The 23,776-nt window shown below is 46.2% G+C and carries 21 protein-coding genes and 1 riboswitch; of the genes, 7 read left to right on the top strand and 14 right to left on the bottom strand.

Translation table 11 applies throughout. From position 1 onward, the window contains the following. Positions 1 to 283 precede the first annotated feature (283 nt). Positions 284 to 3,742 carry a pyruvate carboxylase gene (pyc, locus tag BKB51_RS06900; protein ID WP_198946674.1) on the top strand — a complete coding sequence of 1,153 codons (3,459 nt, stop codon included), beginning with the start codon at positions 284 to 286 and terminating at the stop codon, positions 3,740 to 3,742. A gap of 45 nt (positions 3,743 to 3,787) precedes the next feature. Here pyc and BKB51_RS06895 read toward each other — a convergent pair whose 3' ends face one another. From BKB51_RS06895 to thiC, 5 genes are read right to left on the bottom strand one after another with little or no spacing between them, the layout of a single operon-like run. Beyond that, positions 3,788 to 4,399, bottom strand: coding sequence for a thiamine phosphate synthase (locus BKB51_RS06895; RefSeq protein ID WP_198946673.1), 612 nt, complete (start codon positions 4,397 to 4,399; stop codon positions 3,788 to 3,790). After that, a complete protein-coding gene (locus tag BKB51_RS06890; RefSeq protein ID WP_085900389.1) occupies positions 4,392 to 5,180 on the bottom strand; it encodes a thiazole synthase in 789 nt (262 codons plus the stop codon). The genes BKB51_RS06895 and BKB51_RS06890 overlap by 8 nt, the downstream gene beginning before the upstream one ends. Positions 5,181 to 5,182: 2 nt before the next feature. Continuing rightward, on the bottom strand, positions 5,183 to 5,380 hold the full coding sequence (thiS, locus tag BKB51_RS06885; protein WP_085900388.1) for a sulfur carrier protein ThiS: 198 nt from the start codon (positions 5,378 to 5,380) through the stop codon (positions 5,183 to 5,185). Then, on the bottom strand, positions 5,380 to 6,402 hold the full coding sequence (locus tag BKB51_RS06880; protein ID WP_085900387.1) for an FAD-dependent oxidoreductase: 1,023 nt from the start codon (positions 6,400 to 6,402) through the stop codon (positions 5,380 to 5,382). Before BKB51_RS06880 ends, thiS begins: the two co-directional genes overlap by 1 nt. Continuing rightward, on the bottom strand, positions 6,402 to 8,255 hold the full coding sequence (gene thiC, locus BKB51_RS06875) for a phosphomethylpyrimidine synthase ThiC (protein ID WP_085900386.1): 1,854 nt from the start codon (positions 8,253 to 8,255) through the stop codon (positions 6,402 to 6,404). Before thiC ends, BKB51_RS06880 begins: the two co-directional genes overlap by 1 nt. A gap of 93 nt (positions 8,256 to 8,348) precedes the next feature. Then, a riboswitch (TPP riboswitch) is annotated at positions 8,349 to 8,460 on the bottom strand. Positions 8,461 to 8,726: 266 nt separating this feature from the next. Between thiC and BKB51_RS06870 the strand changes: the two genes are divergently transcribed. Continuing rightward, a complete protein-coding gene (locus BKB51_RS06870) occupies positions 8,727 to 8,897 on the top strand; it encodes a periplasmic nitrate reductase, NapE protein (protein WP_085900385.1) in 171 nt (56 codons plus the stop codon). A gap of 131 nt (positions 8,898 to 9,028) precedes the next feature. On the opposite strand, the gene BKB51_RS06865 is transcribed toward BKB51_RS06870, so the two are convergent. From BKB51_RS06865 to BKB51_RS06825, 9 genes are all read right to left on the bottom strand, one after another. Next, on the bottom strand, positions 9,029 to 9,640 hold the full coding sequence (locus BKB51_RS06865) for a NapC/NirT family cytochrome c (protein WP_085900384.1): 612 nt from the start codon (positions 9,638 to 9,640) through the stop codon (positions 9,029 to 9,031). 8 nt (positions 9,641 to 9,648) lie between these two features. After that, positions 9,649 to 10,101 carry a nitrate reductase cytochrome c-type subunit gene (locus BKB51_RS06860; protein WP_085900383.1) on the bottom strand — a complete coding sequence of 151 codons (453 nt, stop codon included), beginning with the start codon at positions 10,099 to 10,101 and terminating at the stop codon, positions 9,649 to 9,651. A 1-nt stretch (position 10,102) separates the two neighbouring features. After that, positions 10,103 to 12,607 carry a nitrate reductase catalytic subunit NapA gene (napA, locus tag BKB51_RS06855; RefSeq protein ID WP_085900382.1) on the bottom strand — a complete coding sequence of 835 codons (2,505 nt, stop codon included), beginning with the start codon at positions 12,605 to 12,607 and terminating at the stop codon, positions 10,103 to 10,105. A gap of 44 nt (positions 12,608 to 12,651) precedes the next feature. Then, the gene (locus tag BKB51_RS06850) at positions 12,652 to 12,990 is read right to left on the bottom strand and encodes a chaperone NapD (RefSeq protein ID WP_085900381.1); all 339 of its coding nucleotides are present in this window, start codon (positions 12,988 to 12,990) and stop codon (positions 12,652 to 12,654) included. A gap of 185 nt (positions 12,991 to 13,175) precedes the next feature. Beyond that, positions 13,176 to 14,339 (bottom strand): ABC transporter ATP-binding protein, encoded by a 1,164-nt coding sequence (locus tag BKB51_RS06845; RefSeq protein WP_085900380.1) that lies wholly within the window; start codon positions 14,337 to 14,339, stop codon positions 13,176 to 13,178. Positions 14,340 to 14,417: 78 nt separating this feature from the next. Then, on the bottom strand, positions 14,418 to 15,251 hold the full coding sequence (locus tag BKB51_RS06840) for a carbohydrate ABC transporter permease (RefSeq protein ID WP_085900379.1): 834 nt from the start codon (positions 15,249 to 15,251) through the stop codon (positions 14,418 to 14,420). A gap of 12 nt (positions 15,252 to 15,263) precedes the next feature. After that, entirely contained in the window at positions 15,264 to 16,196 is a 933-nt protein-coding gene (locus BKB51_RS06835; protein WP_085900378.1) for a carbohydrate ABC transporter permease, read from the bottom strand. An 87-nt stretch (positions 16,197 to 16,283) separates the two neighbouring features. Next, a complete protein-coding gene (locus tag BKB51_RS06830; protein ID WP_085900377.1) occupies positions 16,284 to 17,555 on the bottom strand; it encodes an ABC transporter substrate-binding protein in 1,272 nt (423 codons plus the stop codon). Positions 17,556 to 17,618: 63 nt separating this feature from the next. Next, positions 17,619 to 18,515, bottom strand: coding sequence for an N-acetylmuramic acid 6-phosphate etherase (locus BKB51_RS06825; protein WP_125911805.1), 897 nt, complete (start codon positions 18,513 to 18,515; stop codon positions 17,619 to 17,621). 280 nt (positions 18,516 to 18,795) lie between these two features. On the opposite strand from BKB51_RS06825, the gene BKB51_RS06820 reads away from it, so the two are divergent. Genes BKB51_RS06820 through BKB51_RS06800 form a run of 5 tightly spaced genes read left to right on the top strand, consistent with a single transcriptional unit; the run spans position 18,796 to position 23,772 of the window. Then, the gene (locus tag BKB51_RS06820) at positions 18,796 to 19,689 is read left to right on the top strand and encodes a glucosamine kinase nucleotide-binding domain-containing protein (protein WP_218043980.1); all 894 of its coding nucleotides are present in this window, start codon (positions 18,796 to 18,798) and stop codon (positions 19,687 to 19,689) included. Then, positions 19,686 to 20,447 (top strand): GntR family transcriptional regulator, encoded by a 762-nt coding sequence (locus tag BKB51_RS06815; RefSeq protein WP_085900375.1) that lies wholly within the window; start codon positions 19,686 to 19,688, stop codon positions 20,445 to 20,447. The genes BKB51_RS06820 and BKB51_RS06815 overlap by 4 nt, the downstream gene beginning before the upstream one ends. A 17-nt stretch (positions 20,448 to 20,464) precedes the next feature. After that, positions 20,465 to 21,496, top strand: a complete 1,032-nt coding sequence (locus tag BKB51_RS06810) for an SIS domain-containing protein (RefSeq protein WP_085900374.1) — start codon at positions 20,465 to 20,467, stop codon at positions 21,494 to 21,496. Beyond that, positions 21,496 to 22,656 (top strand): N-acetylglucosamine-6-phosphate deacetylase, encoded by a 1,161-nt coding sequence (gene nagA, locus BKB51_RS06805; RefSeq protein WP_085900373.1) that lies wholly within the window; start codon positions 21,496 to 21,498, stop codon positions 22,654 to 22,656. The genes BKB51_RS06810 and nagA overlap by 1 nt, the downstream gene beginning before the upstream one ends. Positions 22,657 to 22,680: 24 nt before the next feature. After that, entirely contained in the window at positions 22,681 to 23,772 is a 1,092-nt protein-coding gene (locus tag BKB51_RS06800; RefSeq protein WP_085900372.1) for a Gfo/Idh/MocA family protein, read from the top strand. The last annotated feature ends 4 nt before the right edge of the window (positions 23,773 to 23,776 follow it).

Below are 23,776 nucleotides of genomic sequence, written 5' to 3'. Positions count from 1 at the left end.
GTACAATTTGTATTGTATTGGTACAACTTCTTGTTATCTGAAAAGTCATTAATTCTAAATGATACCTTTCTTTTATTGTGTTATGTACATCGCAAATATTAACAACAGAGCGTTTCTGTAATTAAATATTTGTGATTGATTTTAATGGCGACTGTTGTGCTTGAAATTGCCTGCAACAGTGTCGCATCCGAGACAGCAGATATGAACCGTTTCTGAAAATCATTGATGACAAAAAAAAAGATAAATAGCTTGAATGAAAAGTAACCAATCAAGGGGAAAAGTTGTGCGTGATCTTGAAAACAAAAAAATTAAGAAATTGCTGGTCGCAAACCGCAGTGAGATTGCTATTCGCATATTCAGGGCTGCAACTGAACTTGGTATTGAAACGGTTGCGATCTATTCAAATGAAGATCGCTTTGCCCTGCATCGGTTCAAAGCAGATGAAAGCTATCTTGTCGGCGAAGGGCAGGGGCCTGTTCAGGCCTATCTGGGCATTGACGATATTTTGAGAGTTGCCAAAGAAGCCGGTGTTGATGCTATTCACCCTGGGTATGGGTTCTTATCTGAAAATCCTGAATTTGCTGATGCTTGTAAAGCTGCAGGCATTATTTTTGTCGGTCCTACCGGTGATACAATGCGCAGTCTGGGAAATAAGGTATCGGCGCGAAACCTCGCTGTGAAGGCGGGGGCGCCTGTGATGCCTGCCACAGATGCTCTTCCTCTCGATGATGATGAAATAACAAAAATGGCCGCTGCTGTTGGGTACCCCCTGATGACCAAGGCAAGCTGGGGTGGTGGTGGCCGTGGCATGCGGGTTATTGAAACGGCAGAAGAACTGTTAGAGCAAGTTGGTGCAGCGCGAAGAGAGTCTCTGGCTGCTTTTGGCAGTGACGAAGTTTATCTTGAGAAGCTGGTGCGGCGCGCGCGTCACGTTGAGGTTCAGATTATCGGCGATAGTCATGGAAATGCTGTTCATCTTTTTGAACGGGATTGCTCTGTACAACGCCGCAATCAAAAAGTCGTTGAACGTGCGCCTGCGCCCTATTTGAGTGATGAACAGCGTAAAGCGTTTTGTGACGCGGCATTGGCCATTGCCAGAACGGCAGATTATGGCAATGCGGGAACCGTTGAATTCTTGATGGATATGGATACGGATAAATTCTATTTCATAGAGGTCAATCCAAGGGTTCAGGTTGAACACACGGTAACAGAAACTGTCACAGGTATTGATATTGTCCAATCGCAGATAAAAATTGCGGCTGGGGGCAAAATCGGAGATGTCTCTTCCGGGGTTCCTGCACAACAAGACATCAAGCTTAATGGCAATGCTATTCAATGTCGTGTGACTACGGAAGATCCAGAAAATAACTTTATCCCCGACTATGGTAAAATCCTGGCTTACAGAGGGGCAACAGGGTTCGGCATTCGTTTGGATGGGGGCACAGCCTTTTCCGGCGCAGTTGTCACCCGCCACTATGACTCCTTGCTTGAAAAGGTCACAGCCTGGGGCGGGACACCTGATGAGGCTATTTCGCGTATGGACCGAGCGCTTCGGGAATTCCGGATTAGGGGTGTTTCGACTAACCTGACGTTCCTGGAGAATGTTTTGTCTCATCCAAAGTTCCGGGGTGGGGAGTATACGACTAAGTTTATTGATGACACTCCCGAACTTTTCCATATGCCAAAACGACGGGACAGGGCATCTAGATTGTTGCGGTTTGTTGGTGATGTGATGGTGAACGGTAACGATGAGGTTGCCGGACGTGTTCGTCCAGAAAACCCGCATGTTGCGCGTCTTCCCACCATGTCAGGTAGTGATTTGCCCAATGGCGCAAAGCAGATCTTGGATCAACAAGGGCCAGAGGCTGTTGCTAAATGGATGAAGGAAGAAAAGCGTTTACTGGTAACCGATACAACTTTCCGGGATGCGCACCAATCTTTACTCGCAACCAGAGTGCGGACCAGCGATTTAACTTCTATTGCACCCTATTACGCCGAAAATCTCAGCAATCTCTTTTCCATGGAATGCTGGGGTGGTGCGACCTTTGATGTATCAATGCGGTTCTTGAAGGAATGCCCTTGGGAACGTTTGGAGAAGTTGAGGGCGACGATGCCTAATCTGCTGACACAAATGTTGCTCCGGGCCTCTAATGGTGTTGGCTATACCAACTACCCTGATAATGTCGTTAAGTATTTCGTAAAGCAATCCGCAGATGCGGGAATGGATGTATTCCGTGTTTTTGACAGCCTGAACTGGGTTGAGAATATGCGTGTCGCTATGGATGCCGTTTGTGAAACAGGGAAGATCTGTGAAGCTGCGATCTGTTATACAGGGGATATTTTGGACCCTACGAGACCGAAATACGACCTGAAATACTATGTAAATATGGCTAAAGAGCTGGAATCTGCTGGTGCGCATATTCTGTGCATCAAGGATATGGCGGGGTTATTGAAACCAGCAGCAGCCAAAATTCTGATCAAAGCCCTTAAGGACGAAGTTGGCTTACCTATCCATTTTCACACGCATGATACCAGCGGTATTTCTGCTGCCACTGTGATTGCGGCTGCCGAAGCAGGGGTAGATGCGGTTGATGCCTGTATTGATTCGATGAGTGGCCTGACATCTCAGCCAAGTCTGGGGTCTATTGCTGCTGCGCTTCGTAATACAGAGCGGGATACTGGTTTGGACGATGCTTCCCTGCAGGAACTTTCCAGCTATTGGGAACAGGTGCGGGCAAATTATATTGGCTTTGAAAGCGATATCAAAAGCGGTACGTCGGATGTTTATCATCACGAAATGCCGGGTGGACAATATACCAACCTTCGCCAGCAAGCCCGATCTCTTGGCATTGAAGAGCGGTGGCCGGAAGTGTCCAAAGCCTATGCCAATGTCAATGATATGTTTGGGGATATTGTCAAAGTAACACCATCCTCAAAGGTCGTGGGCGATATGGCATTGATGATGGTAACAAGCGATCTTTCCCGTGCGGATGTCGAGAACCCGGATAAGGAAATTGCTTTTCCTGAATCAGTTGTTTCTTTCTTCAGAGGGGATCTGGGACAGCCAGTTGGTGGTTTCCCGGCTTCATTACAAGGCAAAGTGCTCAAAGGTGATACCCCGATTACAGCACGCCCGGGGTCTTTGATGCCTGAAGCTGATCTTGATGTTGAAAGGGCTGAGGTTGAGAAAAAAGTAGAACGTGCAATTAGCGATAATGAGTTCGCGTCCTATTTGATGTATCCCCAGGTCTTTATAGATTTTGCCATGCATCAACGGAACTTCGGACGGGTTTCTGTTTTGCCGACACCTGTATTTTTCTATGGGATGGACGTTGGTGAAGAGCTCTCTGTTCATATTGATCAGGGGAAAACATTAATCATACGGTTCCGAGCTATCAGTGATCCCGATGATGAGGGTGTTCGTACTGTTTTCTTCGAGCTTAATGGCCAGCCCAGGAACGTGAAGGTTCTGGACCGTAGCAGAGCTTCTGCAAAAGAGGCTCATCCAAAGGCAGATTCAGGTAATCCGGATCACCTTGGCGCGCCAATGCCCGGTTTGATTGTGACGGTATCAGTTGGTGAGGGTGATCAGGTTGAGCAGGGGGATGTTCTTATGTCCATTGAGGCGATGAAAATGCAAACCTCTGTACTTGCGGAAAAATCGGGTACGGTCAGCAAGATCCTTGTTGCACCGGGATCAAAAGTCGAAACCAAAGATTTATTGGCAATTATAGAAGATTAAAAGCATAGCCTCACTCATGTTTGTGAGTGAGGCTATTTTACAAAGCTAATCTATTCCGAGTTGTGATGCGCCAAGTTCAAGCCATTCCTGAATACGTTCTTCGGGACTGTCGTTATAGAGAACATCTGTTACCACACAGATAATGTCGGCACCTGCGGCATAAATGTCGGGCGCCCGTTCGACGGATAGGCCACCGATTGCAACAAGAGGTGTATCGTCAACCATCTCTTTCCAACGACGAACATTTTCAACGCCCTGGGGTGCCCAATGCATTTTTTTTAAAATGGTCGGGTAGACAGGGCCGAGGGCAACATATTCAGGCTCCAGATCCAGTGCGCGTTCCAGTTCACCCTCGTCATGAGTACTGATGCCCAGTTTTAGCCCTGCGTTTCGAATAGCGCCGATATCTGCATCATCCAAATCTTCCTGACCCAAGTGGATGAAATCACAGCCAAGTTCAATCGCCAGCTCCCAATAGTCATTGATAATCAGCTGTGCGCCATATTCATGGCACTGTTCCTGAGCATAGGTGATTTGTTCTCTGAGTTGATCCTCTGAAGTATCTTTTATACGGAGTTGGACGAGCTTAAGTCCCAAAGGTAAAAATCTTGGTAACCAATTAGCATCGTCAACGATTTGATAAAAAGGATTAAGCATGATCTTGATTCCAAAAAGGTAGTCCTGCAACGGGGGTTGAGGGAGCTGCCATATCTCGTTTTTCAATTGGGTCAGCCTGATAGCACTGCTGGCCACTTTGAATTGCGAGGGCAAAAGCCTTGGCCATGAGAACAGGATCGCCCGCTTTTGCCACAGCTGTATTTAACAGGACAGCATCATACCCAAGCTCCATTGCTGCAGCAGCGTGTGATGGCAAGCCAATCCCGGCATCAACAATTAGAGGAATGTCAGGAAAGTGTGCCCGTAACGATCGAAGACCATAGATATTGTTGAGGCCCCGCCCGCTGCCGATTGGGGCTCCCCATGGCATTAAGATCTCACAACCGGCAGTGATCAGTTTTTCAGCGACAACAAGATCTTCTGTTGTATAGGGGAAAACCTGAAAGCCATCTTCGGTCAAAATTCGCGCCGCTTCGACCAAGCCAAAAACATCGGGTTGCAGGCTGTCGTCTTCGCCGATAACCTCTAGCTTAACCCAGGGTGTTTCAAAAATCTCACGCGCCATGTGTGCAGTGGTAACTGCTTCTTTTACACTTTTGCATCCGGCTGTATTGGGCAGTACCTTTGCCCCGCTATCCTTGATAAAGGACCAGAAGTTTTGTCCGGCCTGTTCTGATCCAGACTCTCTACGCAATGACACCGTAACGATTTCAGCGCGGGAAGCCTTGATGGCTTCGAGCATAATTGCTGGTGACGGGTAGAGAGCAGTGCCGATCAGAAATCGTGAAGTTATTTCGTCGTCATAAAGTTTAATAGTCATTCTTAGCCACCTTGCATTGGTGCGACGATTTCAATTTGATCACCGTCTGTAATTTTATGCTCATTACGCATACTTGCCGGAGCTAGAGTGCCGTTAACGGCTGTCGCTACTTTTGCCGATCCATATCCCTGTTCTGTCAGAAGCTCGGAAAGCGAACCAGCCTGTGTTTCTAGAGATTGCCCGTTTAGTAGAATATTCATCAAATATTTCCTGTAGATACAGCAGGTTCATTAGATTGTTTGGTGGTGGTGCTAAGGCCGAGGACTTGTTCTACCAGACGCTTTGCCATTGCTGGTGCTGCCAGATATCCGTGTCTATACATGCCATTTAGATAAGTGGTTTTTTCTTTGTGAATAATGCGTGGCAGATTGTCGGGAAAGGCGGGGCGGGCATCAACGCCGATTTCTATAATTTCTGCTTCGCCGAAGGCCGGATGCAGGGCATAGGCGGCTGATAGAAGTTCCAGAACTGAACGAACAGTTGCACCGGACCGGCTTTCATTTTCGATCATTGTTGCGCCTACCATAAAAAGACCGTTGTCCCGAGGGACGATATAGAGAGGAATTCTGGGATGCAACAGGCGAACAGGCCGAGAGAGGTTTATTTCATTGCTCTTGATCAGCAGCATTTCGCCCTTTACGCCACGTAGTTCTTTCAAGTGATCTTGTGCGGCCAACCCGCGACAGTCAATTCTATGATCTGCTTTTGTCGGGGCATCAAGTACTTGTTTTGAAAATGAGGTATTAGGGCAGAATTTAACGCCTTTATTTTTGAGGTGGTTTACCAGCTCGGGCAATACTTGTCTGGGATCAAAATGCGCTTCTTCGGGGTAATAAAGACCTGTGGTAAAGCGGTCTGCAAGATCAGGTTCCAAGGTTGCTATTTGATCCTGTTTGACCTGTTGCCAGTTTTTTGTCCTACGTCCAAAGCGTTTCAGATCTGGTAAATCGCGGGATGTGGCGACAACGAGTGTCCCTTTATTTTGATATGAAGATGTGAATTTCTGCCAAAACCTCATGGATTCCTGACCAAGCTCACCGATAAGTGGTTCTGCACTTTCCATCTCACACCAAGGGGCCAGCATGCCACCGGCCCACCAGGAGCAACAATTTTCGTCGGGTCCGTTACTTGATGAAATAATGGTAACACCACAATTTTTCTCTGCGAAAAATGATGCACAGGAAAGGCCGACAATACCTGAGCCGATAATTTCAATTTTCATTATGAAACAGGCTCCTTGGTATTTTCACTTTGTTGATTTATATCAACATAGAGTTGACTACCCATCTCTTTATATTTTTCACTCATTTGCGCCATGCCCTGACTTTTGTCATTGAGCTTATTTGCATAGTCTTTGACTTCTTGAGAGATTTTCATAGAACAAAATTTCGGGCCACACATAGAACAGAAGTGTGCAACTTTATGTGCTTCTTTGGGAAGTGTTTCATCGTGAAACGAGCGCGCCGTGTCAGGATCAAGAGAAAGATTGAACTGATCTTCCCAACGAAAATCAAATCGTGCTTTTGACAGGGCATTATCCCTGATTTGTGCTGCGGGATGTCCCTTTGCCAAATCGGCAGCATGTGCGGCAATTTTATAGGTTATAACACCTGTTTTTACATCATCTCTGTTTGGTAAGCCTAGATGCTCTTTCGGTGTTACATAGCAGAGCATTGATGTTCCATACCAACCAATCATTGCGGCCCCAATGCCAGAGGTTATGTGGTCGTAACCCGGAGCGATATCTGTGGTCAATGGACCCAACGTATAGAAAGGTGCTTCTTTACACACTTCAAGCTGTTTATCCATGTTTTCTTTGATTTTGTGCATCGGAACATGTCCTGGCCCCTCTATGATGACCTGACATCCTTTTGTCCAGGCTACTTGGGTAAGTTCGCCAAGGGTTTCGAGTTCGGCAAATTGTGCGCGATCATTTGCATCAGCGATGGACCCTGGCCGAAATCCGTCGCCGAGAGAAAATGATACATCGTATTGACGCATGATGTTGCAAATCTCTTCGAAATTTTCATAAATGAAACTTTCCTTGTGATGGTGTAAGCACCACTTGGCCATAATCGATCCACCGCGAGATACGATGCCTGTTACCCGATCTACTGTAAGATGAATATAAGCAAGTCGAACTCCGGCATGAATGGTGAAGTAATCTACACCCTGTTCACACTGTTCAATCAATGTGTCTTTAAATACTTCCCAGCTAAGGTTTTCCGCAATCCCGTTCACCTTTTCCAATGCCTGGTACATTGGAACTGTGCCGATGGGTACCGGGCTATTTCGAATAATACATTCACGAGTGTGATGAATGTTCTTGCCTGTAGAAAGGTCCATCACGGTATCTGCCCCCCAACGCGTGGCCCAGACCATCTTCTCAATCTCTTCTTCTATGGAAGAGCTAACAGCAGAATTACCGATATTGGCGTTAATTTTGACAAGAAAATTTCGCCCTATAATCATGGGTTCTAATTCGGGATGGTTGATATTGGCAGGGATGATTGCTCTGCCTTGTGCAATTTCACAACGGACAAATTCTGGTGTCACAAACTTGGGGAGCGCTGCGCCAAAACTCTCCCCTTGATTGAGAGATTGCCGAGCTGTTTGGTGTGCTTTTTTCCTGCCAAGGTTCTCGCGCTCGGCAACATAAATCATTTCTTTGCTAATGATACCCGCACGAGCCATTTCATATTGGGTTAGGGGGTGTTCGCCGGTGCCACGATAAGGGGCATGTTTGAGGGGGAAAGCATCTGCAAGATAGGCACCCTGTGCCTGGCCATTGTCTTCTGGTCGTAGATTTCGGCCTGAATATTGTTCAACAGAACGCTCTTTAATCCAAGGTGTTCGATGGCGGGGCAAACCTTTATTTAGATCAATTATTTGGGTAGGATCTGTGTAGGGGCCAGAAGCATCATACACTCGTACAAAGGGTTCTTTTTGATCGTTTGTCTGTATTTCACGAAATGGAACGCGTAAATCGGTATCATGCTGTGGTACCGTAAATACTTTACGCGAAGCTGTTAGAGGTCCGGTTGTAATTTCATGTATAACGTTTTGTTTCGACATATTATATAGATCTCCTGTGTTTAAGCCACAATGGAGATCCGGGGAAGCTTGGGGAGGTTTTGACAAGTTCATACTGCCCTAATTCGAGAGTAGAAATTGTCTATGTTCCAATCCCTTCGCCGGCATTACCCGGATCAGGTTCGAAGGGTCCTGTACTTATGATTACAATCTCAGCCGCATTTATGCGGCACCCCTAGGAAACTTAAGTTTATAAAATATAGAGCTTCAAGAGACAAGTAACTAACGGTTGGACTCAAGATATTTTATAAGGTGGTATCTGATATACGAAAGGTCGATATAAAAGAAACACTATTCTTGGAGCAAAACTTTACCCAAAATAGATTTATTGGTTCATAATTGATATGAATCAAAACAGTTTTTACCTGTGAGTGTATTATCGGAGACTGATTTAAAGTTTTCATGCGTCTGCAAAGACGTTTTCTCAAACGATGTTAACCAGAGGGATGTAACGTGCAAGAAGCTCCAACTGCAACACATGAGAGAACCAAGACACAAGAAGTGTCATTGTTCATGTTCCTGGCTGCAGGTCTCATTCCTGCGCTAACAATTGCCTTGGTAGGTGCCTATGGCTTTTCAATCTGGATGTATCAGATTTTTATCTCAGGCCCACCAACACAATAAAGACAAACTGGTTTGTGTAAGTAAAAAAACTCAGATGGAAACATCTGAGTTTTTTTGTGGCTAATTTGCTCAAAAAAACGGGCCCATAAAAGGCCCGTTTTATCATAAGGTATGTACAAGAAAGTTATTTCCTATTCCCAACCTTCAACACCTGTCATGTCCGGTAGCTCGTGTGCGATACCTTTGTGGCAATCAATACAGGTTTTTTCGCCGGTAAAGAGGAAGGCCTGGTGTGCTTCGGCTGCCCGGGTGGACTGAACGGTTATATCCATTGATTCCGTAGAGTGACAGTTCCGACATTCCAATGAATTGTTCGCCTTTAGGCGATCCCATTCGTGCCCGGCAAGGCGTCTTCGTTCTGCCTGGAACTTTTCACGGGTGTTGATTGTCCCAAACAGCTTGCCCCAGACTTCTTTGGATGCCTGCATTTTGCGAGAAATTTTGTCCGTCCAGTTATGCGGCACGTGACAGTCCGGGCACGTTGCCCTCACGCCAGATCTATTGCTGTAGTGAATGGTTGGTTTCAGTTCAACAAAAACGTTGTCACCCATCTCGTGACAGCTGACACAGAATTCTTCCGTATTGGTATATTCAAGGGCGGTGTTAAAACCACCCCAGAACATGACACCGGCAACAAAGCCGCCAATTGTCAGAAAACCAATAGAAAGATGCTTGGCTGGGCGATTGGCGCTGGACCAGATCCGGCAAACCAATTCCCATATTTTTTTGAAAGGTGTCAACATGGCTTTGCCTATTCACCTTTTATGATGTGTTCAACGTCAATGAACTCGTTCTCTACAAGCGGTGGTGCTGTAACCTGAGTGACGTGACATTGATTACAGAAATATCTGCGTGGTGAAACAGTTGCCAGTACTTGATTATCTCTGTCCATATAGTGAGTAACGCTTACCATAGGTGCTTGGGATTCTCCTGTACGTGTTCTCGCGTGGCAAGACAGGCACTTGTTTGCATTGAGAGAAATTTCATAATCCCGGGTTTGGTGCGGGATGGTCGGCGGCTGCTCTGGATAGTTCCGAACGCGCTTCACATCGTTGTTCTCTACCTTGTTCATTTTCGGGGCCTCTGCTTCTGAAGCAATAGGTTCGCCCTGTCTTAAGGTTGCTGCACCGTCTGAAAGTGCAGTTGTGCTTGCTAGCGCTAAAAGGCCGACAGCTGTCGTGATATGTACAAGAAAGCGTTTCATTTTATGCTCTCCCCGTTGCAACTACTTTAATGGCACATTTTTTAAAGTCTGTTTGTTTGGACAGTGGATCGGTTGCATCCAATGTAACCTTGTTGATCAATTGGCTTGCATCGAACCAAGGGACAAACACTAGTCCTTTTGGTGGTTTATTACGGCCACGCGTTTCCACACGAGTAACTATTTCACCACGTCGGGAAACAACTTTTACCTCTTGACCGCGCCTCAGACCACGCTGATTTGCATCATCCGGGTGCATAAAGACAACGGCATCCGGGAATGCTTTATAAAGCTCAGGCACACGTTGTGTCATAGACCCTGAATGCCAGTGCTCAAGAACACGACCGGTTGATAACCATAGATCATACTCTTCATCAGGGCTTTCAGCTGCAGGCTCGTAAGGAAGGGCGAAGATAACGGCACGCCCATCCGGCTTGCCATAAAAGTCATAGTCGCTACCGGGTTTCGCGTAAGGATCAGATCCTTCTTTGAAGCGCCATTTGGTTTCTTTACCGTCAACAACAGGCCATCTTAGGCCACGTTCTTTATGATAAGTTTCAAATGGTGCGAGATCATGTGCATGACCTCGGCCAAATGTTGCGTATTCCTCGAAGAGACCTTTTTGCACATAGAAACCAAAATCATTTGATTCTTGATTGGCATAGTCTTTATGAGTTTGCTCTAATGGGAACTTATCTACATTACCGTTTTGATAAAGCACCTCAAAGAGAGTTTTACCTTTGTATTCAGGGTTCTCTTTTAGAACGTCAGCAGGCCATACTTCGTCCGTTGTGAAGCGTTTGGAGAATTCCATTAGCTGCCACAAATCAGAACGAGCCTCGCCGGGCGCATCAACAAGCTGGTGCCAAAATTGAGTTCTACGCTCTGCATTACCATAAGCACCTTCTTTTTCAACCCACATGGCTGTTGGTAAAATAAGATCAGCAGCTTCGGCAGTTACTGTTGGATAAGGGTCAGAAACAACAATGAAGTTTTCCGGGTTACGGTAGCCGGGATAGCCTTCTTCATTGAAGTTTGGTGCGGCTTGCATGTTGTTGTTACACATCACCCAATAGGCGTTGAGTTTACCATCTTTGAGCATACGGTTTTGCAATACAGCATGAAAACCGGGTTTTGGTGGAATAACGCCAGCAGGAATTTTCCAGATCTTCTCGGCTATGGCCCGGTGTTTTGGGTTTTTTACAACCATATCAGCAGGAAGACGATGTGAGAATGTTCCGACTTCACGCGCTGTACCACAAGCGGATGGCTGTCCGGTAAGAGAGAAGGGGGAGTTGCCTGGGGTAGAGATTTTTCCAACAAGCAAGTGGATATTGTAAATCAGATTGTTACACCAAACACCGCGAGTGTGTTGATTGAAACCCATTGTCCAGAAGGATACGACTTTACGGTTAGGATCGGCGTAAAGTTCAGCCAACTCGATCAAGCGATTTTCAGGAACGCCAGAAAGTTTTGATACCTTTTCTACTGTGTAATCTGCAACAAATGCTTTGAATTCTTCAAAGCTCATTTCAGAAGAGCCGCCCGCTTTATCGACGTTTTTCGCTTTTTTCTGAAGTTCATGTTCTGGGCGCAAGCCATACCCAATATCATCATTGCCGCGGCGGAAATTCACATGCTTTGAGACAAAATCCTGATTTACTTTATCGTTTTGTATGATGTAGTTCGCGATGAAGTTGAGAATGGCCAGATCTGTCTGTGGTGTGAAGACCATAGGGATATCTGCAAGATCAAAACAGCGGTGTTCATAGGTAGAAAGAACCGCGACCTTGGTGTTCGGTGCGCTCAGGCGACGATCAGCAACGCGTGTCCAGAGGATGGGGTGCATCTCTGCCATGTTGGAGCCCCAAAGTACAAAAGCATCTGTTGCTTCGATATCATCATAGCAACCCATTGGCTCATCAATACCAAAGGTACGCATGAAGCCGCCAACCGCAGAGGCCATACAGTGGCGCGCGTTTGGATCGATGTTGTTTGATGCAAAACCAGCTTTCATCAATTTGGATGCGGCATAGCCTTCCCAAACTGTCCATTGGCCAGATCCGAACATACCAACAGAGGTTGGTCCTTTTGCTTTTATCGCTGATTTGAACTTGTCAGCCATTGTATCAAAAGCAACATCCCAGGATACGGGTGTGAATTCACCTTCTTTGTGGTATTTGCCATCTTTCATCCGCAGCAGCGGTGTCTTCAGGCGATCTTTCCCGTACATGATTTTGGACAGGAAGTATCCTTTTACACAGTTCAAACCGCGGTTGACTTCAGCCTTGACATCGCCATGCGTGGCAACAACCTTACCTTCTTTTGTGCCAACCATAACACTACAGCCTGTGCCGCAGAAACGGCAGGGAGCTTTGGACCAGGTTAGGGCCGTTTTTGAGCTTTCAGTAAGCAGATTGCTTGCGGTACTTGGTGCGGTCATTCCCGCAACACCTGCTGCAACTGCGACGGCATTAGCCTTGATATAGTCACGTCTTGATAACTTCATGACATAGGTTCCTCAGTTAATCTGTTAAACTTCAGATTTAATTTTCAAACTTCTTCGTGTTGGTAGACGGGGGTAAAAGAATAGACGTTTGCCAAAGACTGAATGCTTTCAATCGTTTTAATGGCATCCTTGCTTGTGGGGGCGTCTATCAGAACAACCAGTTTTCCCTTGTCATCGACCATGGGGACATCTGCATGAGGATGTTCCATGATTGCGCGAAGAGTTTCTTCAAGGTGTTCTGGCGGTGTCTGTGCGATGTGGCTTGAAATAAATAACTGAGCATCATCTGTCATGTTATCGTACTTCCCAAGGCCGTTGTTAACTGTCGCGTGTATCGCCGGATCTTGTCCGGTTTTTGGGTGGTTTTCAGTTAACTGTCTCATCTCTCTCGTCGTCTCTATAGATATTATTTTTGTACATCTTATAGATCGGGCAAAAACTATCTTTGATATGGATCAATGAAGAAGCATCTGGCGTGCTTGTTATTCTTGTGATGATACCACAAAAATAGCCCTGAAACTCGTATGAGTTTCAGGGCTGAAAAAAATATACTCTTTTAGTTGTGCGTTTATGCGCTTAGCTTGGGCGCAATATATTTCTGATCGCTCGTGGTGCGTGCCAACGCATTGCCTTCGGCATTAAAAACGTGGACAGCAGAAAAGTCAGCGCAAAGTTCTACTTTGTCTCCTGCTTTCGTTATACTGTGCCCATCGGTTTTCACGCAAAGAGGATCGTTCTCTCCATTTTCGAGGTAGAGATAGCTGGCTTCACCAAGCCTTTCAACAACGTTTACCTTGGCCGAGAGTTTGAAGGACTGGTCATTACCTTCCTTCATATGCTCTGGGCGAATACCTATGGTGACTTTGTCACCAATTTGGGTTTCATCAGGGTGAACGGGAATGCTGGCTGTACTGTTGTCATAATCAAGAAGCACATCAAGACTTCCGGCATGAACGGCTGTAGTGGTGCCTTCCAGGAAGTTCATAGATGGCGAGCCGATAAAGCCAGCCACAAATTTATTAGCTGGATGGTGGTACAGTTCTAGTGGGGAACCGCATTGAGCAACGTGACCACCATTTACGACAACGATTTTATCGGCCAATGTCATGGCTTCAACCTGATCATGGGTAACATAAATAATTGTTGCCTCCAGATCTTGATGAAGTTTGGCTATTTCCAACCGTGTGTTTACCCGTAATGCGGCATCAAGGTTACTTAGTGGTTCATCAAAAAGGAAAACATTTGGATCACGAACAATCGCGCGACCAATGGCAACCCGTTGGCGTTGGCCGCCGGAAAGTTCGCGAGGGTATCTATGAAGATAATCTTCCAGCTTCAGGCTTTTAGCTGCTTTTTGAACTTTTTCATCAATCAGCTTTTTGTTTTCCCCACCACCGAGCAGTCCACCAAGAGGCCCTTTTTTGCCGAGGGTCAAACCAAAGGCCATATTTTTGTACACAGTCATATGGGGGTAAAGCGCATAGGACTGAAAAACCATGGCGATCTTTCGCTGGGATGGCGTCATGTCGTTGACGGTTTCGCCGTCAATCTGGAGGTCGCCATCTGAAATGGTTTCAAGGCCAGCGATTAACCGCAAAAGCGTTGATTTTCCGCACCCTGACGGGCCGACAAAAACCACGAATTCACCATCTTTGATGTCGATATCTATTCCGTGCAGCACTTCGGCTTTGCCATAGGATTTCTTGATACCTGAAAGCTTGATATCAGCCATGAATCTACCTCTCCTGATGCACAGCTGTGCATGTCGTCATGAGTATTTTTAAGATTTTTGTTTGTTGTTTATGCAAGGTCATTTGACAGCCCCCGATGTCAGTCCACGTATCAACTGTCGAGAGAAGATCACGTAGAGGATCAGAATAGGCACAATTGCAAGTGTCAGTGATGCCAATACTGCATTCCAGTCTGTAACATACTGTCCGATGAATTGCTGGATACCGAGTGTTACGGTTGCTGTTTCCTGACTAGGTGCAAGAATAAGCGGGAACCAGAGATCATTCCAGATTGGTATCATTGTAAAGACTGCAACCGTTGCCAGAGCTGGACGGATAAGCGGCAGTATAATAGACCAGAAAATCCTGTATTCAGAGACGCCATCGCAACGCGCGGCTTCTTTTAGATCATTGGGTATTTGCGCGATAAATTCCCTGAGTATGAATATCGCCAAGGGTAACCCTTGGGCCGTATAGACAAGGACAAGAGCGGTGAGTGTGTTCACAAGGCCCATACCGACAATCATCTTCAACAGGCTGACACTGCCCAAGCGGATAGGGATCATAATGCCGATGGCTAGGTAAAGCGCCATCATGTCACTGCCGGGGAAGTCGTATTCGGCCAAGGCCCATGCGGCCATCGCACCCAGCAACAAGACAAAAACAAGGCTGATGACTGTGACCGAGATGGAATTGGTGAAATAGACGTCAAAGGATGATCTGGCGATAACCTTTTCGAAGCCAACGAGGTCAAAAGTCGTCCCTGTCGGGAAGGCAAGCGGATCTCTGAATATTCCTTTTTTACTTTTGAAGGAATTCATGATCACAAGATAGATCGGGAACAGCGCGATAACTGTATAGCACATAAGGACGGCATGAACGCCTAACGGGCCAACGCGTTTTGAGAGTTTCATCTGTCCGTCCTCCTAAAGTTGGTAGCGCTGTAAGCGGCGTTGAATAACAAAAAGATAGAGCATGACACCGCAAAGAATGACCAGGAACATCAAGCTGGCAACTGTTGCGCCCAAGGTGGCGCTACCGGGTTGAAGTTGATAACCAAAGAACGTGCGATAGAACATTGTGCCCATGATATCTGTTTCAAAGTTTGGGCCAGCAAGTGCCCCTTTGACCGCATAAATCAAATCAAAGGCATTAAAGTTTGCAACGAAGGTTAAAACGGAAACCATTGCAATCGTTGGTAAAATCAAGGGTAGTTTAATGCGCCAAAAGGCTGTCCATTGGTTCGCGCCATCAACAATAGCTGCGTCGACCAAATCGTCCGGGACGTTGAGCAGGGCGGCATAGATCAGCATCATTGGGATGCCGACAAATTGCCATACGGATATAAACGATAGGGTGATCAGAGCTGTGGACTCTTCCCCGAGCAGAGCGGGGAGCCCATCCGTCATTCCGACAAAACCAACCAAAGTATCACCTACACCCCATAATGGGCTGAGGATCAGCTTCCAGATAAAGCCAATGATCACAACCGATAGCATGGTCGGCATAAAGATCAGGGTACGATAACTGTTCGCCATCTTTAATCTTGGCAGGCTTAATAAAGCAGCAAGCAGAAGGCCGATTGGGTTTTGAACAAACATATGAATGACAAAGAAGATAAAGTTGTTCTCTAGCGCATTGCTAAAGTCTGTCCACCAACGTTCGTCAGTGAGAATGAGAATGTAATTATCCCAACCGACAAAGGACGTAATGCCTTCGGCTGTTTCGTCATAAAAGCTGTATCTGACTGTATCGATCAACGGTATGATCATAAACAGGGTATAGATCAGGGCCGCGGGCAAAAGGAACACTAAGATATGTGTTCGAAAGAACGATCCCCTTTGGTTTTTTAAGGCCATATGGATAGGTACTCACTTCGATTGGGACGTAATTTATATGCAAAACGCCGGTACCGATCAGGTACCGGCGTTTTATTATACCAGACTTTATTGCTGTGGTTTGTACCAGCTAGCAAGTCCGTCCTGTGCCTTTTTGGCTGCTTCTTCGGCTGTCATGCTACCGTTGATAACGCCAACAGAAGTATTCCAGAGATCGTTCTCGAGGTTTGGTGTGCCACGTGACAGGATCTGATAGGAATTACGAATTGATGACTCACACTTGCCGCGCCAGCTCACGAATTCCTGTGCAACAGGGTCGCTGATGGTGAGTTCGTGCTTTGACAGAGCATAGAAACCAGGCAGCGCATTTGAGAAAATGGATCCAGCTTCAGCGGATGCCATCCAGCTGAGGAAGGTCTCGGCTGCTTTCACATTCTTGGATGCGGCATTGATACCAAGGCCAATGTCTGTGTGATCAGAAATATAGCAAGTGTCTTGTCCAGCCGGAACGGGTGGCGGGAATGCGCCAAATTCGAAATCAGCCTGACCATTAAAGGTCGAAATATCCCATGATCCTGCAGGATAGATTGCTGCACGACCCAGGCTAAAGAGGTTCTGGCTATCAGGATAAGACTGACCTTTGTAGCCTTTACCCAGATATGGTCCCCATTCAGCAAGATGCTCGTATACTTTTACATATTGGGGATCGGTTAGTTTTTCTGTGCCGTCGATCAGGCCTTTACGTCCTTTTTCGCCAGCCCAGAAGTTAGGACCAACATTCTGGAAACCCATGGTCGCAGCTTCCCACTGATCAGAGGTCCCCATTGACATAGGAATATAGGTGCCGTCTTCCTTGATCTTTTCTAGTGTTGCCATGAACTCGGGAATGGTTTTTGGAATTTCCAGACCAAGCTCTTTAAAGGCTTCTTTATTATAGATGAAGCCGTGGATTACAGATGCCATTGGTAAGCAGAATGTTGTCGAGCCATCATCTGTTTGCCATGCTGATTTTGCAACGCCAGAGAAGTTTTCCATGCCAGGAATATCATCAACTTTTGTCAGATGACCTTTGTTGTATAGATCAAGTGATGCGTCAAATGGCTTACAGGTAATCAAATCACCAGCTGTGCCAGCCGTTAGCTTGGCATTCATGTTGGCGTTGTATTCTGTGGGCGGTGATGGGGCAAAGCGAACTTTGATGTCTGGGTGTGATTTGTTGAATGCCGGAATGATCTGACTCTCCCAAATGTCCAAATCATCTGTACGCCAGCTTTCAATAACCAGTTCGTCTGCAAAAGCAGATGCCGTTGGCGTTAGTGAGGCAGCTGCCAAAGCTATCGCAGCAACACTGGTGCCTAATGTTAGATTACTTTTTTTCATCTTATCCTCCGAGTTAAGAAAGTATCCGGGTTTTTCCCGGTTTTTGTTTAAATTATTAATTGGCTACTTTAGTTGTTCCATTGCCTGACGCAGATGCCCCTGATTATTGGCGAGGGCTTTTTCTGCATCAGATTTGGTGTATTTCATCGCCAGAAGAACGGCGAGCTTTATGTTTTTGTCAGCAGCTTTGAGACAATTTTTTGATGTCTCGCTGTCAGTTCCGGTGATTTCCTGAATGATCGCGGCACCGCGCTTTTCCAGCTTTTCATTGTTGATCACCATAGAGACCATCAAGCCATCATGAACGTGACCAAGCTTTGTCATCGTCAAGGTGGATAGCATGTTCAAAGCTGCTTTTTGGGCTGTGCCGGCGGCCATTCTGGTCGACCCGGCAATGACTTCACTGCCACTATCCAGAAAGATAGAATGATCTGCATGTTCAAAGGTGGGGGCATGTCGATTATTGGCGATACTTATAACCAGACAGCCCTGTGATCGTGCATGCTTTACAGCGGCCAGTGTGTATGGGGTAGAGCCGCTTGCTGCGACGGCGATGATCACATCCTGTGCATTTATCGCATGTTTGTTCAGAGCATCAGTGGCAATGTGTTCATTGTCTTCTGCGCCACCCATAGGGGCGAGAAGAGCGTCTTTGCCGCCTGCGATCAACGGAACCATTTTATCCAGGGGCCAGCCGTAAGTCGGATTGAGTTCAACACAGTCTTGGATGGCAAGGTGCCCGGAAGATCCTGCGCCAATATAGAAAAGACGTCCGCCGTCCGTTAAGCGCTTGGCAATTGCCTCGGCGCTTGCCGAGATTTCTGGAATGGCGTGTTGTATGCAGGAAATAGCACGCAATTGAGACGCCCATAGTGTTTCAAGGATATCATCGGCAGGCCAAGTATCCAGGCTATGGTAACGGGGGCTGTGTTTTTCTGTACCCTGCATCTCTTTCGACAAGCTTCTGAATCCATAAATTTGTGAATAATTGATTTCATAATACCAAAAAGAAACCAATTTGAAATCAATTTTTTCTATTTTTCTAATTTGTAAATTGATAAATTAATAAAATGTTTATTTTTATTTTAAGTTAATATGTTGAATTTATTATGTAAAATTAAATTTAAGCTACAATTTATAAAAAAATAAAATCTTTTGAATTTACCTTTTCGCAAAAATACTTTAAATTGGTATTTAATTGGTTTTATGTATTGGTCTTTTATTGGTTCTGGAGTGGCAAGTGGCAAACGAGATGCTCTATGCAGGTGTTGATGGTGGTGGAACGAGCTGTCGTGTTCGAATAGAGAATGCGAATCGTGACATTCTTGGCGAGGGATTTGCCGGACCATCAAATTCTAGGCTTGGGGCTGTTCGTGTTTACTACGAAATTGAGAAAGCCTGTCTTGAAGCACTTCATCAATCCGGTAGAGGTCGGGAAGACTTTGCTTCCCTTCATGTTGGTTTAGGGCTCGCGGGTCTTGGATTGGAAAGTGAGCTTCAGGCGATGCTTTCTTTCCCGCATTCTTTTGCATCTGTTTCTGGGGCGACTGATGCCTATACAGCATGTTTAGGTGCTCACGCTGGTGAGGATGGAGGCATCCTCATTTTGGGAACGGGTTCGTGCGGGCTTGGTATTGTTAAGGACGATGTTATTAATGTCGGCGGTTGGGGATTTGAAATTTCGGATCATGCCAGTGGAGCTGTTCTCGGTCTAACGGCTGTTCGCAGTGCGCTTTTTGCTGCTGAAGGATGTCGACCGGAAACGCCATTAACCAAAGCAATTATGGCACACTTTAAAAATGATCGCCAAGTGATGGTTAAATGGGCAGAAGAGGCAGAGCCTCATCACTACGGCTCTTTTGCCCCGCTTATTTTTGATCATGCGGATGACGGTGATGAACTGGCGGGCCGGATCGTCGCCAAATCGGTTCATGAAGCAGGTTGTATGATACAGGCCTTGCTTGATAGAGGTGTTGAGGCTGTCTGTCTTATGGGGGGTGTTTCAAGACGTATCTCCCCTAAGCTACCAGAAAAATATCAGAAAATTCTAAGTAAACCGCGCGGCGATGCGATGGATGGTGCCATAAGAATGGTCAGGAAGTCGGCCTCTGGTGGTCAGGAGGCTTCAAAATGAAAGTAAGTACCTTTCGCGCTCTTAAAGTAAAATCACGACTGGACGGTAGTAATCCGACGCCGCTCTATAAACAACTGCAGACCTTAATCAGACAGGCAATCGAAAGCGGGGCGTTTAAAGTTGAAGACGCTTTACCCAGTGAACGTGATATCGCTTCAGAGCTAGAGGTATCCCGTGTGACTGTGCGCAAAGCTGTACAGGGGCTGGTTCGGGATGGCTTGCTTGTCCAGCGGCACGGGGCAGGGACTTTTGTTGCTTCTCGAATGGAACAGCCGCTTTCTAAATTGACCAGCTTTACCGAAGATATTACAGCCAGAGGAATGCAACCTTCCGTGGTTTGGGTTGAACGCGCAACTGGACTTGCGACACCCGAAGAGGCCATGGCACTTAATCTCTCACCAGGCGTTGGAGTATCTCGTTTGCACAGAATACGGTGTGCAGATGGTAAAGCGCTTGCAATTGAATTGGCCACGGTTCCGCAGGAATTTTTGCCAGACCCGTTGGTCGTTGATGACTCTCTTTACAGCGTGTTGGATAAATCCGGATTGCGCCCTCTAAGAGCTTTGCAGAGGCTAAGGGCTGAATTGCTCCAACCGACACAAGCCGATCTGTTAGGCGTTCCTGTCGGCGGGCCAACTCTTTATATCGAAAGACGTTCTTTCCTGCCCGACATGCGTCCCATTGAATTTACCCGCTCTCATTATCGTGGAGACAGCTATGATTTCATCGCTGAACTCTATTTGGATAGCCGTGATTAATACGAATGAAATGAAGAATGATTAATACAGTGAGCCTTATGGCAAAAGAAACAGCCGAAACTCCGGCTGTTATATCAAGACAACTCAGAGCCAACAGAGACGTTCTTGAGGATCTCTCTCGACGAATACGAGAGAAGAAGTTCCGTTTTATCGCCACCTGTGCACGGGGCAGTTCAGACCATGCGTGCGCCTTTGCAAAGTATGTATTGGAAATTGGTACGGGTCTTCCGGTGGTTTCTTTCGCACCGTCTGTGTCCACTCTTTACGGGGGAACCCTAAAGCTTCAAGACAGTTTGTTTATTGCCGTGTCTCAATCCGGACGTAGTCCCGATTTGGTACAGGCGACGCAACAGGCGAAAGACCAAGGCGCTTTTGTTCTTTGTATCTGTAATGATGCAACATCCCCATTAGTGGCTTTGGCTGATTGTTTCTTGCCTCTTCATGCAGGACCTGAAAACTCTGTTGCGGCGACAAAAAGCTATATCGCGTCTCTGACAGCCCTACTTCAACTTAGTGCAATCTGGAATTTTGACAGTGGTTTGTTACCCGCTTTAGATAAGCTTCCTGATCAACTGGATCGGGGCTTGTCAGCAGATTGGTCTGAACCTGTTGAGTTGTTGGCGGCATCGTCCAATCTGTTTACAGTCGGGCGTGGACCCGGATTTGGTATCGCATTGGAATCTGCGCTGAAGTTCAAGGAAACATCCTATATTCATGCCGAAGCTTTCAGCGCCGCTGAGGTCAAGCACGGGCCAATGTCACTTGTTGCAGATGGCTATCCCGTCCTGTTGTTCAGGCAGCGTGATCAGTCTTGGGATTCGGTTGGTGAACTTGCCGAGAATTTCCGCGAAAAGGGTGGAGCGGTCTTTACTGTTCAGGAAGGAAGCCTGAGTAAAGGTATTCTGCCAATTGAAACGAATATTCATCCCTTTTGCCAGTTGCCTGTGATGATTCAGAGTTTCTATGTGTTGGCTGAGAAAATTACACAGATGCGTGGTCTTGATCCTGATAATCCCCGTCATTTGAAAAAAGTAACGGAGACTGTTTGATGAAAACTGCCTTGACCAATGCGCATGTCTTCACTGGGGAAGAGTGGTTAGATGGTGCTACAGTCATTATAGACGGTGCAGTTATTGATGCTGTTGGGGTTTCTATCAAAATTCCTGATGATGTGGATCGTATTCAGGATTTAAATGGCGCAAAATTGGTCCCCGGATTTATTGATGTGCAGGTCAATGGCGGTGGCGGTGTCATGTTTAATCAGGATACATCACCAGTCGGTTTGCGATGTATTGCTCAGGCACATAGACGCTATGGTACAACGGGTATGCTACCAACCTTGATTACCGATGATCGGCCAATCATGGAATCTGCTATTTCTGCCGTCCAGGAAACTGTTGATAACAATGAGCCCGGCATACTGGGTATCCATTTGGAAGGTCCTTATCTAAATCAAGTTAGAAAAGGGGTGCATCAGGAAGATAAAATAAGACCTATGGAATCTGATGCATTGGATCTTCTATCTGGTCTTACGGGGGGTAAAACATTGGTCACGCTTGCCCCGGAAAAAAATACACCAGGAACTATTCAACAATTGGTTGAACGTGGTGTCTTGGTGGCCGCTGGGCATACCGCAGGCGTTTACGATGATTACCAAGCTGCTTTTTCCGAAGGACTTAGCTGCTTTACACATTTATTTAATGCCATGACACCAATGGACAGTCGTGAACCGGGTGCGGTTGGTGCCGCTCTGGATCATGACGACAGTTGGTGTGGCTTGATTGTTGATGGGTATCATGTTCACCCTGCTACGTTACGAAATGCCATTAAGGCCAAAAAACACGGGAAGATGATGTTGGTCACAGATGCTATGGCAACGGTGGGCAGTGATCAGGGTTTCTTCGAACTCTATGGGCAAAAAATCTATAGCCGAGAGGGGCGTTGTACTACGGCCGAAGGTGTTTTGGCGGGCGCACATCTAGATATGGCAACGGCAGTTCGCAATTCCGTTGAGATGTTAAATCTTTCCCATGACGAAGCTTTGCGTATGGCATCTTTGTATCCTGCTGAATTCCTTGGCTTGGGGAATGAACTCGGGCGTATTGAAAAGGGCTATAGAGCATCCATGGCTTCATTGGATGATTCTGGACTTGTCCTTGAGACCTGGATCGATGGACGAGATACAGAAATGGATGGTCTGAAAACCTAGAGGTATCGGCAGAGGGAATTGGTAATGGGTAATAAACAAAAGGTTCTTGTTGTTGGTTTGGGGAACATGGGGCAATCTCATGCCAAAGCCTACCACCATCTTGATGGGTTTGAGATTGTCGGACTTTGTAGCCGAAGTCTGAATAACAACACGCCGTTACCTGTTGAACTTTCCGGTTATGACCGATTTTCAGATTATGATGCAGCTCTTAAACAGTTAAAACCTGATGTTGTCTCGATTAACACCTGGCCAGATACTCATGAGGCCTATGCTTTGAAGGCCTTTGAGGTAGGTGCACATGTTTTTCTGGAAAAGCCAATTGCAGATACGGTTGCGGGAGCCGAACGGGTAATTGAAGCAGCGCAAAAAAAGGGTCTTAAGCTCGTTATAGGCTATATTCTTCGTCATCATCCTTCATGGCAGGAATTTGTTGCTCAAGCACAAAAATTGGGAAAGCCTTTGGTGATGCGGATGAACCTCAATCAACAAAGCAGTGGCGAAACTTGGCAAGTTCATAAACAGCTTATGAAAAGCATTTCCCCGATCGTAGACTGCGGTGTTCATTATGTAGATATGATGTGTCTGATGACACAGGCTGAACCAGTTAAAGTTCATGCTATCGGTGTTCGTCTAAGTGATGAAGTCGACCCTGACATGTATAACTACGGTCAGCTACAGGTTACATATGATGATGGATCTGTGGGGTGGTATGAAGCGGGGTGGGGGCCCATGATGAGTGAAACGGCATTTTTTGTTAAGGATGTCATTGGGCCTAACGGATGTGTGTCTATTGTTGCTGAAGATCAAAACAAGGCAGAAGACAAGGCAATGGAATCTGATGATATTGATGCGCATACCAAAACATCGGCCTTATTGTGTCATTCATCAAAATTAAATGACGATAAGTCTTTCACACATAAAGATAATTTAATTCGAATGGATGATGAACCAGATCATGATGCTCTCTGTCAAAGAGAACAGGAGTTTCTGTTAAAAGCCATTATGGACGATTTAGATTTGACATCTCACATGCAGGATGCTGTGAACAGTATGAAAATTGTTTTGGCTGCGGATGAATCGGTTCGAAGTGGTCAAGTTGTACATTTGAAACGCTAAGATG

This window comes from Kiloniella majae (genome assembly GCF_002118315.1).
Taxonomy (GTDB): domain Bacteria; phylum Pseudomonadota; class Alphaproteobacteria; order Kiloniellales; family Kiloniellaceae; genus Kiloniella; species Kiloniella majae.
Note: the sequence above shows the minus strand (reverse complement) of the source record. Positions and strands in the feature narration are given on the sequence as shown.